Source organism: Paenibacillus sp. FSL R5-0810, assembly GCF_038002285.1.
GTDB classification, from domain to species: Bacteria; Bacillota; Bacilli; order Paenibacillales; family Paenibacillaceae; genus Paenibacillus_AQ; species Paenibacillus_AQ lactis.
Window position 1 is genome coordinate 6,170,444 of sequence record NZ_JBBOCF010000001.1, and the last position, 12,057, is coordinate 6,182,500.

Annotated in this window: 10 protein-coding genes and 1 rRNA gene (1 of these 11 running past the window's edge); 10 read left to right on the top strand and 1 reads right to left on the bottom strand. The window is 51.2% G+C overall.

Annotated features, from left to right (window positions below; translation table 11 throughout):
- Positions 1 to 3 precede the first annotated feature (3 nt).
- The 7 genes from gatB (at position 4) to MKX76_RS27485 (ending at position 7,349) form a co-directional block, all read left to right on the top strand.
- On the top strand, positions 4 to 1,443 hold the full coding sequence (gene gatB / locus MKX76_RS27455) for an Asp-tRNA(Asn)/Glu-tRNA(Gln) amidotransferase subunit GatB (protein WP_007131645.1): 1,440 nt from the start codon (positions 4 to 6) through the stop codon (positions 1,441 to 1,443).
- Between the two features lie 117 nt (positions 1,444 to 1,560).
- Positions 1,561 to 2,022 carry a GNAT family N-acetyltransferase gene (locus MKX76_RS27460; protein WP_007131644.1) on the top strand — a complete coding sequence of 154 codons (462 nt, stop codon included), beginning with the start codon at positions 1,561 to 1,563 and terminating at the stop codon, positions 2,020 to 2,022.
- Positions 2,023 to 2,073: 51 nt separating this feature from the next.
- Complete coding sequence (locus tag MKX76_RS27465; RefSeq protein WP_007131643.1) at positions 2,074 to 2,787, top strand: MgtC/SapB family protein; 714 nt, start codon at positions 2,074 to 2,076, stop codon at positions 2,785 to 2,787.
- A gap of 218 nt (positions 2,788 to 3,005) precedes the next feature.
- A complete protein-coding gene (locus MKX76_RS27470) occupies positions 3,006 to 3,656 on the top strand; it encodes a hypothetical protein (protein WP_341034927.1) in 651 nt (216 codons plus the stop codon).
- Between the two features lie 25 nt (positions 3,657 to 3,681).
- A complete protein-coding gene (locus tag MKX76_RS27475) occupies positions 3,682 to 5,001 on the top strand; it encodes a DUF4097 family beta strand repeat-containing protein (RefSeq protein ID WP_007131641.1) in 1,320 nt (439 codons plus the stop codon).
- Positions 5,002 to 5,089: 88 nt separating this feature from the next.
- The gene (gene perR, locus MKX76_RS27480) at positions 5,090 to 5,509 is read left to right on the top strand and encodes a peroxide-responsive transcriptional repressor PerR (RefSeq protein ID WP_007131640.1); all 420 of its coding nucleotides are present in this window, start codon (positions 5,090 to 5,092) and stop codon (positions 5,507 to 5,509) included.
- 127 nt (positions 5,510 to 5,636) lie between these two features.
- Positions 5,637 to 7,349: a glycosyl hydrolase family 18 protein gene (locus MKX76_RS27485; protein ID WP_341034928.1), complete on the top strand. Its 1,713-nt coding sequence runs from the start codon at positions 5,637 to 5,639 to the stop codon at positions 7,347 to 7,349.
- 141 nt (positions 7,350 to 7,490) lie between these two features.
- On the opposite strand, the gene MKX76_RS27490 is transcribed toward MKX76_RS27485, so the two are convergent.
- A complete protein-coding gene (locus tag MKX76_RS27490; RefSeq protein WP_028406927.1) occupies positions 7,491 to 7,856 on the bottom strand; it encodes a DUF2614 family zinc ribbon-containing protein in 366 nt (121 codons plus the stop codon).
- A gap of 223 nt (positions 7,857 to 8,079) precedes the next feature.
- Between MKX76_RS27490 and MKX76_RS27495 the strand changes: the two genes are divergently transcribed.
- The 3 genes from MKX76_RS27495 to MKX76_RS27505 all read left to right on the top strand — a co-directional run.
- Positions 8,080 to 8,961 (top strand): nucleotidyltransferase-like protein, encoded by an 882-nt coding sequence (locus MKX76_RS27495; RefSeq protein ID WP_341034929.1) that lies wholly within the window; start codon positions 8,080 to 8,082, stop codon positions 8,959 to 8,961.
- A 131-nt stretch (positions 8,962 to 9,092) separates the two neighbouring features.
- Positions 9,093 to 10,453, top strand: a protein-coding gene (locus tag MKX76_RS27500) for an IS1182 family transposase (RefSeq protein WP_157462161.1) whose coding sequence is annotated in 2 segments (ribosomal slippage) — positions 9,093 to 9,660 and positions 9,660 to 10,453 — 1,362 coding nt in all. Because the reading frame shifts where the segments join, the coding sequence is not laid out codon by codon here.
- Positions 10,454 to 11,177: 724 nt separating this feature from the next.
- Positions 11,178 to 12,057: ribosomal RNA gene (locus MKX76_RS27505) — 16S ribosomal RNA — on the top strand; it runs 674 nt beyond the window's last position.

A 12,057-nucleotide genomic window follows, 5' to 3' on the forward strand; every position in this document is an offset into this window, starting at 1 on the left:
AGAATGTCTACATCAAAATATGAAACGGTCATCGGACTGGAAGTCCATGTCGAGCTGCACACGAATTCGAAAATTTTCTGCGGATGCTCCACGGCGTTCGGGGCTCCGCCGAATACCCATACATGCCCGATCTGCCTCGGTCATCCCGGCGTACTGCCGGTGCTGAACCGCCAGGCCGTCGAATATGCGATGAAAGCTGCAATGGCACTGAACTGCACGATCAGCGACGTCAGCAAGTTCGACCGGAAAAACTATTTCTATCCGGACTCGCCGAAAGCCTACCAGATTTCGCAATATGACCAGCCGATCGGACTGAATGGATGGATTGATATCGAGGTAGACGGGAAGACGAAACGGATCGGGATTACCCGTCTCCATTTGGAGGAAGATGCGGGCAAGCTGACGCACGTTGATGGAGGCTACGCATCCCTCGTTGACTTTAACCGGGTAGGAACACCGCTGGTCGAGATCGTATCCGAGCCGGAAATTTCCTCGCCCGAGGAGGCGAAGGCCTATTTGGAGAAGCTGCGTGCGATCATGCAGTACTGTGAAGTTTCCGACGTGAAGATGGAAGAGGGCTCGCTTCGCTGCGACGCCAACATCAGTCTCCGTCCTTGGGGACAGAAGGAGTTCGGAACGAAGGCCGAGCTGAAGAACATGAACTCCTTCCGCGGCGTGCAGCGGGGGCTTGAATATGAGCAGTTCCGTCAGGCTGAGGTACTCGATGAAGGCGGTGTGATCGTTCAGGAGACCCGCCGCTGGGATGAGGCGCAGGGCAAAACGTTCTCGATGCGCGGCAAGGAGCAGGCGCATGATTACCGCTACTTCCCGGATCCGGACCTGGTATCGGTGCATATCAGCGAGGAGTGGAAGGAAGCGGTCCGCGCGACGATTCCGGAGCTGCCGGATGCGCGGAAAGCACGATATACTTCGGAGTATGGTCTCCCGGATTATGATGCGGCCGTCATTACGGCTTCCAAGCCTCTCGCGGACTTTTTCGAGGACAGCCTGAACTATACGAAGGATGCCAAGTCGGTGTCCAACTGGATCATGGGCGATTTGCTGGGGTATTTGAACGCGAACAATCTGGAGCTTTCCCAGGTCAAGATTACCGGACAAGGCCTCGGTGAAATGATCGGCTTGATCGAGAAAGGCACGATCAGCAGCAAGATCGCCAAAACGGTCTTTAAGGAGATGCTGGAAAGCGGCAAGCTCCCTGCCCAAATCGTTGAGGAAAAAGGACTTGTCCAAATCAGCGACGAAGGCGCGATCAAGAGCATTGTGGAGCAGGTGGTTGCGAATAACCCGCAATCCGTGGAGGATTATAAGGCCGGCAAGCAGAAGGCTATCGGCTTCCTGGTTGGTCAAGTGATGAAAGAGAGCAAAGGAAAAGCAAATCCTGCGCTCGTGAATAAACTGCTGGTAGAAGTGCTAAACGGCTGATCAAGGCGATCTTGGCATCAACCTATACCAGCAGGGATCTATCCGATATGAAAGGAGCTTGTCCCTCTGACAGGGGCAAGTTCCTTTTTAAAATATGCGATGAAGGAGCTTACCTCAATGATTACCCGTTTATCTCTTGAAGACCGGGACACGGTGCAGCAAATATGGAGTCTGCAGCATATGGCCTATCCGCTCGAGGCCGAATTGATCGGCTTCTCTGAAATTCCGCCCCTGCTCGATACGTTTGAGACGCTGCGTGAATGCGGGGAAACCTTCTATGGGTATATAGATGATGATGGAGAATTGATTGGCGCCATCGCGGTTGAACCGGAGCCGCATCAGGTAACGATCTCCCGAATGATGGTGCATCCCGGCCATTTCCGGAAAGGGATCGCCGGCTCGCTGGTCCGGCACGTCCTGGACAGCTACGGGGAAGTTCCTTTATTTATCGTTTCGACGGGAACGCGGAATACGCCGGCCGTCGCCCTGTACGAGAAGTTCGGTTTTGTGAGGGATCATGCCTTTGAGGTAGCTCCGGGTGTGGAGCTGACCGAGTTCCATCTCAGGGTTCACCCGTAGAAAAAACAAGTTTAAACTTCAACGCAATCATCATGAGGAGGGCACTGCATTTTGAATAATCCATGGGTGATCGACAATGTGACGATACTGCTTCGTCTGCTGCTCTCCATGCTGCTTGGAGGCCTGATCGGGTTTGAAAGGGAGCGCTCGAACCATGCCGCCGGTTTGCGCACGCATATTCTGGTTTGTCTCGGCTCTGCGTTAATTATGCTGCTATCCATCTACGGCTTTGCGGATTTTGTTGCCGAGGTCAACGTCCGGATCGACCCAGCGCGCCTGGCTACCGCCGTCATTACCGGCATCGGCTTTCTCGGGGCGGGCACCATCCTGTTCACGGGCAAATCGATCACCGGCTTGACGACGGCAGCCTCGGTTTGGGTCGTAGGCGCCATCGGGCTTGCCGTGGGGGCGGGTTTTTATTTTGCGGCAATCGTGTCGACGCTGTTGATCCTGTTAAATCTGGTGGTCTTCAATAAGCTGGAGCAGCGTTATATACGGGGAAGCAAGCTCCATCTGATTACCGTGCATGCTGCAAACACGCCCGGTGTCCTGGATGAGGTATCCGGGATTCTTGAGGAGCAGGGCTTCGTTATCAAAAAATTGGTCGTGAATGAACGCAGTACGGTTCCTTACGGTGAATTACAGCCTGCGCTTCCGATGCTGGAGATTTCCCTGCAGGTTTTAACCGACCGGAGATTCGAGCCGGTTGAAATTACGCGGCGCATACGGACCATTGGGCAAGTCTGCATGGTGACGGCGGAATGATACATGATGAAGGATAACGTTACTGAAAAAACGGCAGCTGCTGATCAAAGGCAGCTGCCGTTTTTTTTAAAGGGGAAACTCCTGGCCCTGCATAAGGCCCTGTAAGGGCTCTATCCAGTTTTTTGCCAGTTACTTCACGCTTTGGTTAGGGTACTATCAAAGAAAACAGCGAACGCCGCGATCTACGCAAACACGGTATGCCGGAAGGAGGGAAGGTTATGCGTACAGCACCGGAACAAAGAGCCGCTCGCGGGAACAAGCCGCGCAAAATTCGTGTGAAACGGTATCGGGGCATGCGGGGCAGGCAGCGGAAGCGCATCGCCCTTTTATTGGCTGCTCTCATCCCGGGCATGGGTCATATTTACCTTGGCATGTACCGCCGGGGAATAACCTTCATCATGCTCCTGCTGCTGGATATCTCCGCATTATTGTATTTTTCCTCGATCGGTATGCAGATTAATGTTCCTTTACTCGTCGTGCTTGGCCTGCTGATCCCGGTCGGCTATTTCTATAATGTGTATGATGCGCTGCAATCAGCCGAGGTGATCATTTCCCATAAGAGAAGGAGCGAGGGCGGCGGAGCCTCGGTTATTGACGGAAAGCGAAGAGGAAATCCATTTCGCGGCGAGCGGGGAGCTGCCTTTGGCATTACGCTGGTCGGCTGCGGAGCCTTGCTCATCTTATTCCATAACAAACCGCCGTGGCTTCAAGCCGTTATTCGCGATTATGGCACGGAAGCTACTGCAGTGGTGCTGATTGCCGCCGGGATATGGGTTGCGGTTCGGGAAGCGACCCGGCATCGAAAGAGCACACGCAGCTTTCGCGGACGGGACGCTTCTTCCCAGGAAGACAAGCAATTAAAGATATAGCATAAGCGGCGAAGGGAGGAGACGGATGAAGCCTAGAGTTAGAGTAGGGCGCTATACAGCGGCGGTATTACTGATCAGCACCGGGGTATTATTGCTGATGGACGAGTGGAAAGGGACAGACTATGTGTTCTTGCTCCAGTGGTGGTGGCCGATGCTGTTCGTGCTGCTCGGGATGGAATACTTGGTGCGTTATTCGTTGTCAGTCGTTCTGGGACGCCGGAAGGAATTCCGGTTTCGCCCCGATCTCCGCGGCGTCGGCCTTGCCGTCTTTCTAACGGCGTCCGTATTCGTAATCTCCCAGCAGGAGCATTTTCTGCATTTATGGAACCGCGTCAGCTTGAATTTGACAGCGGCCGGCGTCGACTACAGCGAAGCGGCGGACAATCGCTTTGACAAGCCTGTACTGGAAATCCCGGCTGAGCTCAGCACGGAGAAGATCGTGATTGATCATCTGAACGGCGACATTTCCATCGTGCGGCGGAATGTGGATGATATTATCGTTGAGGCGGAGATTTGGGTCGATCAGGAGGAGCCGAGCATGGCCGCAGCCATCGCTGAGCAAAGCATCGTTGAAGCCACGGAGGGAAGCACCGTCACGATTCGCTCGAAAGGAAAATCATACGGGGAATCGGGCAAAAGGCAGCCCCGTATCAATCTTAATATAACGCTGCCGGATGACAGACGGTTCAATATGGAAGTACGGACGATGAACGGCGCGATCTCGCTTAGAGACGTGCAGGCGATCGATAAAATCTCGCTCGAAACCGGCAACGGTCCTATCTCGCTTGCCGGCATCTACGGAAACGTGACGGGGAAGACGCTTAACGGGGAGGTTATGGCCCGGGGGATTATCGGCGATGTCAAGCTGTCAACGAACCGGGGGAGCATGACCGCTGTCGACATTGCAGGCGAAACGGATCTCAGCTCACAAGTCGGCAACATGACGGTTAAGCGGGCATTAAACCATATTCGCGTTCAGACCAGAAATGGCCATATTCTGGTTAGCGACGTTCCGGCCGATCTGAGCGCAGAGTCGTTGAACGGCAGCGTGACGATCCGCTCAACGAAAGTCGGCGGCGATTGGAACATTTACAGTGCGGTGGGAGAAATGAAGCTCCACATTCCGCTTGAAGGGGATTACAAGCTGGAGGGTACGATCAGCTACGGCCGTATTTTAACCACGCTGCCTAATCTGTTCATCGAGCAGAAGACGATTTCCGGGGAATCCGGCGCTGGCGAGCATTCGATCAAGATTGAGGGCAACAGCGATCTGAACATCTACCGAAGCTACCCGGAAAGCTCCGAGAGCATCAACAACAGGGGCATGGCGCCTCTGCCGCATTGACAAAAATCCAACAGCCGCCGTACAATAAAGGATAAGAGCGGCTTAGGCTGCGGATAATCCTAGTTCAACTTGAAGGCGGTGGGCAACCATGGCAACTTCCGTGCAGCATGCGCTGGAACAACTTAAAACGACCGGTGTCCGTATTACGCCGCAACGTCATGCGATTTTAACATATTTGGTGGAATCCATGGGCCATCCGACTGCGGATGATATTTATCGGGCTCTGGAGCCGAATTTTCCAAGTATGAGCGTAGCTACTGTATATAATAATTTGAAAATGTTTATTGAAGCCGGTATGGTGCGCGAATTGACTTACGGCGATAATTCCAGTCGTTTCGATGCGAATGTATCGGATCACCATCATATTATTTGCGAGAAATGCGGAAAAATTGAAGATTTCAGCTACCCGTCCCTTAAAGATGTGGAAGTGCAGGCTGAGAAGTGTACCGGGTTTGAAGTAAAAGGGCTTCGGATGGAGCTGTACGGGCTCTGCAAGTCCTGCAAATAAACATCGGTTAAGTAAGAAGAACGCGCGGAATCCACGATTCCACACGTTCTTATTTTTTTGAAGCCATTTGTAGGCGTACCCAGAACATGAATAGCTGGGGAAACGGCGGGGATAAGGAGGAGAGGTATTGGCAAGGAGAAGATATCGAAGAAAGCGTCGTGCCAGGAGAGGCTCCTTTTATATAGGTGTCATACTGATTGCTGCGGGGATCTGGTGGATCATGAATGATTTGGCGTCGAATTCGAAGCATATCGTTCCGGACTGGCTAGGAATGGACAAGCCGATCTTCGTTCAAGGAGAGCTTATGGAGCATTCTGCCCGGGGGACAAAGGCGGATCTGAAGCTGCCGCTGCCGGTGATCCAAGAGGCGGTCGACAGTAATATCCGTTATGAGCCGGATTCGAAGTCCATTATTATAACGACCACGGAATCGGTGCTGCGGATGAAGATTGGATCCCGGGAGGGCGAGCTGAACGGCAAGCCGCTAACTTATCCGGTTGCACCCGAGCTCGTTGACGGCATCGTGTATGTTCCGATGAAGCCGCTTAAAGAGCATTACGGCATAGCGGTACATGAGGATGGGGCCGACGGGGCGGTTATCCTGATGCGGGCCGGCGATTCGATTCAGCTCGCTGAGGCCGCGCCGGCCAAGCCTGAGGGAACGGTTGCGATGAGAGAGGGCATGGGGAAAAAATCGCCGATCGTGCTCGATCTTTCAGCTGGGCAGCGTCTGCGCATATGGCGTGAGGAAGCAGGATGGTATTTTGTACAAACGGATAACGGATATACCGGATATGTTCCGGTGGAGCGGGTTGCGAAGAGGGATCTGAAGGACATTCCGGTTATCGCCCAAACGCCGTCCCGAGCGGAGCGCGAGTGGAGGAATAAATCCGTTAATTTGGCGTGGGAGGCCGTGTATACGAGAAATCCGAGCCCTGATCATATTGAGCCGATGCCTGGCGTGAATGTGGTCAGCCCTACTTGGTTCAGCATTTCCGATGCGGAAGGCAGCGTCAAATCCAAGGCCTCGTTGCCGTATGTTAACTGGGCGCATAAACGGAACATGGAGGTGTGGGGTCTGCTGGACAACAGCTTCGACCCTGAGCTTACGACCGAAGCGCTGTCGACGTATGAACGGAGATCCCGCATAATCGGGCAAACACTTTCCTATGCCAAGCAGTATAAGCTTGACGGAATTAATATCGATTTTGAGAATGTTCATACCAAGGACAAAGATAAGGTCGTGCAATTCGTGCGTGAGCTGAGACCGTTCGCAAAGGATCGGGGCTTGATCCTCTCCATCGATGTGACGCCGAAGTCCAACAGCGAGATGTGGTCCCTGTTTCTGGATCGAAAACGGCTTGGGGAAGCGATCGATTACATGATGGTAATGGCTTACGACGAACACTGGGCATCCAGTCCCCGAGCCGGATCGGTCGCCTCGCTTCCATGGGCGGAGCAGTCGGTTAGACGCATTATCGAAGAGGACGGAGTACCGCCATCCAAGCTGGTATTAGGCGTGCCGCTATATACAAGGGTATGGACTGAAAAGAGCGATGGAGGAGAAGTCAAAGTCTCGTCCAAAGCCATTGGGATGGAAACAATGCAGATTCTGCTTAAGGAGCGAAAGCTTTCGGGAACCCTTGATTCAGCGACGGGACAAAACTACGTACAGTTTAAAGAAGGCGGCGCCACGAACCGAATATGGATGGAGGATGGCGTATCCCTTAAAGCCCGCGTTCAATTGGCTAAAAAGCTGGAACTTGGCGGCATTGCGGCATGGAATCGAAGCTTCGCAGTCCCTGAGGCATGGAAAACGCTAAACACGATCCATGATTAGATTTACGGCAATCCTTGTGTTAACTATTGAGAAAATAAATAAAACCGGTTATCCATAAGGGTAACCGGTTTTTTGTCTGTTTATGAGGTTTATAAAAGGGCGGGCGGCCAATCCTTGGATAGGCCGATCTTGAGCGGTCTGCTAGGTCGTGCTCTTCTGTGACTCCAGTTCCTCTGCGGTGATGTTGGCCTGGTTCGGATCCAGTGTCAAGATGGTGTGGCAGAACATGCAGCGGTCGGTTTTACCCAGCATCTTGGTCAGCTTGTCGCACTCCGGACACTGGATTTGAACAGCACTCGTGGAGAGCATCCCGGCCCAGAAGTAAATGGCCAGACTGCCCATCATCATAATGAGACCGAATACTAACCCGACTCCTGCAAATACTTTGCCGGCTTGGCCCCAGAAGACGATACCGGCCGTTCCGAGGACCATGAGTCCCATGCCCAGCATGGTCAGCAGCAGGCCCCATGTGCGGAAAGCGTTGATTTTTGCGTTCTTAAAGATCATGGCTTCATAATCTCCTGTTCTTAAAATGTTTAATGGACGTTCCATGAATAAAACGAGCATAGTTTGATTACAGCATCTAAATAATGGGTTGCATTCTTGCTAAGTGAAGCAATCCGGTGTCCCTTTTTTCTTATCTCCTAAAAGAAGGAACTGACATGGACATGTAGAATTACATTATAACTGAAATGGCTGAAGTTCGCCAAGGAATGTATGGAGGGGAACCGTGGAATTAGCCAACTTTTCTTTATATTATGGAAATACGGTAGATGAAGGAGCTATTGGAGCGATTGCATACCGTAATAAGAACGATGCAGTACTTGGCTCGCCTGTTCATGATTTTGAGATGAATCTCGTTGTCGTCTATGATGGGATACCTGACGAGCCTCCCAACCAGCATTCTGAAGTGAACGGTGATCGGTGCCAGGTGATCAGCATCGGCATGGATGCATTGGAGCATGAGCTTCTTGAAGGGGAGCATAAAGTATTGATTCGGTGTTTTCTCGAAGGGGATATCATTAGTGATCATGAGGATCGCCTCGCCAAGCTTCGACGTGATTTCTTAAGATTCGCCGAGCCGATTCGGGAGCGAAAGCTGTTTATTGGGTTTGCTCATTTTTTGCAGAAATATGTGGACATCAAGCTGCTGATCAAGCAGGACCGGATTTTGGATGCATATCATACGCTTCTGGACGGGCTTCATTGCTGGGCCGAGCTGGAACTGATCGAACGGGGCATTCATCCGGAAATTGCGGTATGGGAGCAAATGACGGGACTCAATACACCGGTGCGGAAATTGTACGAAGAGCTTACGGTCAGCACGGAAACGCTTGATCAGCGGTTAGAGCTTGCGCTCCTAGCCTATGAGTTCTCGATGGTCTCAAAGCTGGAGAAGTGTGCGGCATTGCTTCTGCGCGTGATGCGCAGTCGCCGCACGCCGTGGACGATTCAGGAGCTGATCCTCCATCCGGAGCTTGCCCCGGTGGCTGCAGAGCTCCAGATCGTACTGCGCAACCTGGTGTATCGATCCCTGGTTAAGGAAGCGCCTGTGTGCAAGGAGTCCCGGCATAACGGCTTCTCTACCATCCGATATTATTCGGAGTGCTGAAGAAGGACGAGAGTCCTTCTCAGGCTGTCGAGAAAGTCTCGACAGCTATTTTCTTGTACATTTAATTCAACACGACACCGCGTTAATGTTATATAATAATAGTAAATAAACCGTTCGGAAGGGTGTTACATATGTTACGTTCGAATCGAGAAAAACAGCAGGCTTACGAATTTGTTTCAATTGAAGAGTTGGTTCCTCAAGATCATCTGCTCCGTAAAGTGGATAAGTATATCGATTTCTCTTTCATCGACGAAAAGGTTCGTCCGCTTTACTGTGCTGATAATGGGCGGCCTGCTATCGACCCTGTCGTGTTATTTAAAATGATTTTCCTCGGTTATTTTTATGGCATCCGTTCCGAACGCCAACTCGAACGTGAGATTCAAACCAATCTTGCTTACCGCTGGTTTTTGGGGTTAGGTCTAACCGACAAAGTGCCGGACCATTCTACGATTAGCTGGAATCGTCGCACTCGCTTTAAAGACACCGAGATTTTTCAGGAGATCTTTGATGAGATTGTACTCCAAGCTATTCAGCACCGTATGGTGGGCGGACGTGTCTTAGTTACCGATTCAACCCACGTCAAAGCGAATGCGAATAAGCATAAGTACACAAAGGAACAGGTTTTACAAAACACCCGTGATTATGTGAATGAACTAAATGCTGCCGTAGAGGCCGACCGGAATGCACATGGAAAAAAGTACTAAAGCCCAGAGAGGACGTGATGGAGGAAAAGGAAGTCAAAGTGAGCACGACCGACCCCGACAGCGGTTATATGATCCGTGAAGGAAAACCGGAAGGATTTTTCTACTTAGACCACCGTACCGTGGACCTGAAATACAATATGATTACAGATGTACATGTCACCGCTGGAAATGTCCATGATTCTGTACCGTATTTGTCCCGTTTGGATCGTCAACAACAACGATTTGGTTTTAAAGTAGAAGCTGTTGCTCTGGACTCCGGGTATTTGACTTCACCCATTTGCAAAGGGCTGCAAAGCCGAAACATTTTTGCCGTTATTGCTCACCGAAGATTTCACCCAACCCAAGGTTTATTTCCAAAATGGAAGTTCACATATGATGCACAGCGCAATGTGTATGTGTGCCCGGCGAAGCACGAATTACTGTACAAGACGACCAACCGCGAGGGATACCGGCAGTACGCTTCGGATCCACAGCATTGCAAGAAGTGCCCGTTATTGAACGAATGCACACGGTCTCGCAATCACCGAAAGGTGGTAACCCGTCATGTCTGGGAAGACAGCAAAGAGTGGGTGCGAGGCAACCGGTTGAGTCGATCCGGGAAATATCTCTACCGAAAACGAAAAGAAACGATTGAGCGAAGCTTCGCGGATGCCAAAGAGCTCCATGGGTTTCGCTATTGCCGTTTGCGCGGTCTGCAGAACGTCAGGGAACAGGCGCTGATGACAGCAGCTGTACAGAACATGAAGAAGATGGCGATCCACCTGGATCGCCTGGAAAAACGGGGGTAATCTCCCCATTTTCACTTTTGAAGGGACCACTTGAAATTGAGAAACCCTGCACTTTGAAAAAAGTACAGGGTTTCTCGACAATCTGAGAAGGACGAGAGTCCTTCTTTTTTTGTTTCTTTAATAAGCGACTCTCTCTGGTTGCAATGGTTGATGCTGTGCGGTACATGTTATCGCAGCCGCGCATGGCTGGACCAGGACACGAAGATATTCCTATACGAGTGGGAAAGGACCTCGTGTTAGACGTGTTCAGAGGACTGATCAAAAACAGCGGCAGAGCAAATTGATTTTTTTATAGTGGACTCTCGTTCAGATGGATCGATTCTCTTTTCATAGAAGCAAGACAGCGAGCAATATAGGATTTCGTTTGTTATATGAAGTCGAATAAAAAATTTATAAAGAATGTTGACGAACGCAATCGATCTGTGATACATTATAACTCGCCCCTCGAAAGGGACTTTGGTAATTCGGTTGAGAAAATGTCGAATTAAAAAGTTTTTAAAAAAAGTTCTTGACGAAAAGATGGGCGATATGATATATTATAAAAGTCGCCGCTGAGATGCGGATGACGATGAGAAACACAGGTTGATCTTTGAAAACTGAACAACGAGTGAGTAAAAACGAACCGCTTCGGCGGGGAGTTACAATAGAGAATTGAACAAATTCTCGTCAGTTTTTCTAAATGAGCTTAATCGCTCTTTCAATTCATCATCCGAAGGGATGATCTTTATTGGAGAGTTTGATCCTGGCTCAGGACGAACGCTGGCGGCGTGCCTAATACATGCAAGTCGAGCGGACTCGATGAGGAGCTTGCTTCTCTGAGAGTTAGCGGCGGACGGGTGAGTAACACGTAGGCAACCTGCCCTCAAGACTGGGATAACTACCGGAAACGGTAGCTAATACCGGATAATTAAATCTGCTGCATGGCAGAGTTATGAAAGGCGGAGCAATCTGTCACTTGAGGATGGGCCTGCGGCGCATTAGCTAGTTGGTGAGGTAACGGCTCACCAAGGCGACGATGCGTAGCCGACCTGAGAGGGTGAACGGCCACACTGGGACTGAGACACGGCCCAGACTCCTACGGGAGGCAGCAGTAGGGAATCTTCCGCAATGGGCGAAAGCCTGACGGAGCAACGCCGCGTGAGTGATGAAGGTTTTCGGATCGTAAAGCTCTGTTGCCAGGGAAGAACGTCTCATAGAGTAACTGCTATGAGAGTGACGGTACCTGAGAAGAAAGCCCCGGCTAACTACGTGCCAGCAGCCGCGGTAATACGTAGGGGGCAAGCGTTGTCCGGAATTATTGGGCGTAAAGCGCGCGCAGGCGGTTCTTTAAGTCTGGTGTTTAAACCCGAGGCTCAACTTCGGGACGCACTGGAAACTGGGGAACTTGAGTGCAGAAGAGGAGAGTGGAATTCCACGTGTAGCGGTGAAATGCGTAGATATGTGGAGGAACACCAGTGGCGAAGGCGACTCTCTGGGCTGTAACTGACGCTGAGGCGCGAAAGCGTGGGGAGCGAACAGGATTAGATACCCTGGTAGTCCACGCCGTAAACGATGAATGCTAGGTGTTAGGGGTTTCGATACCCTTGGTGCCGAAGTTAACACAT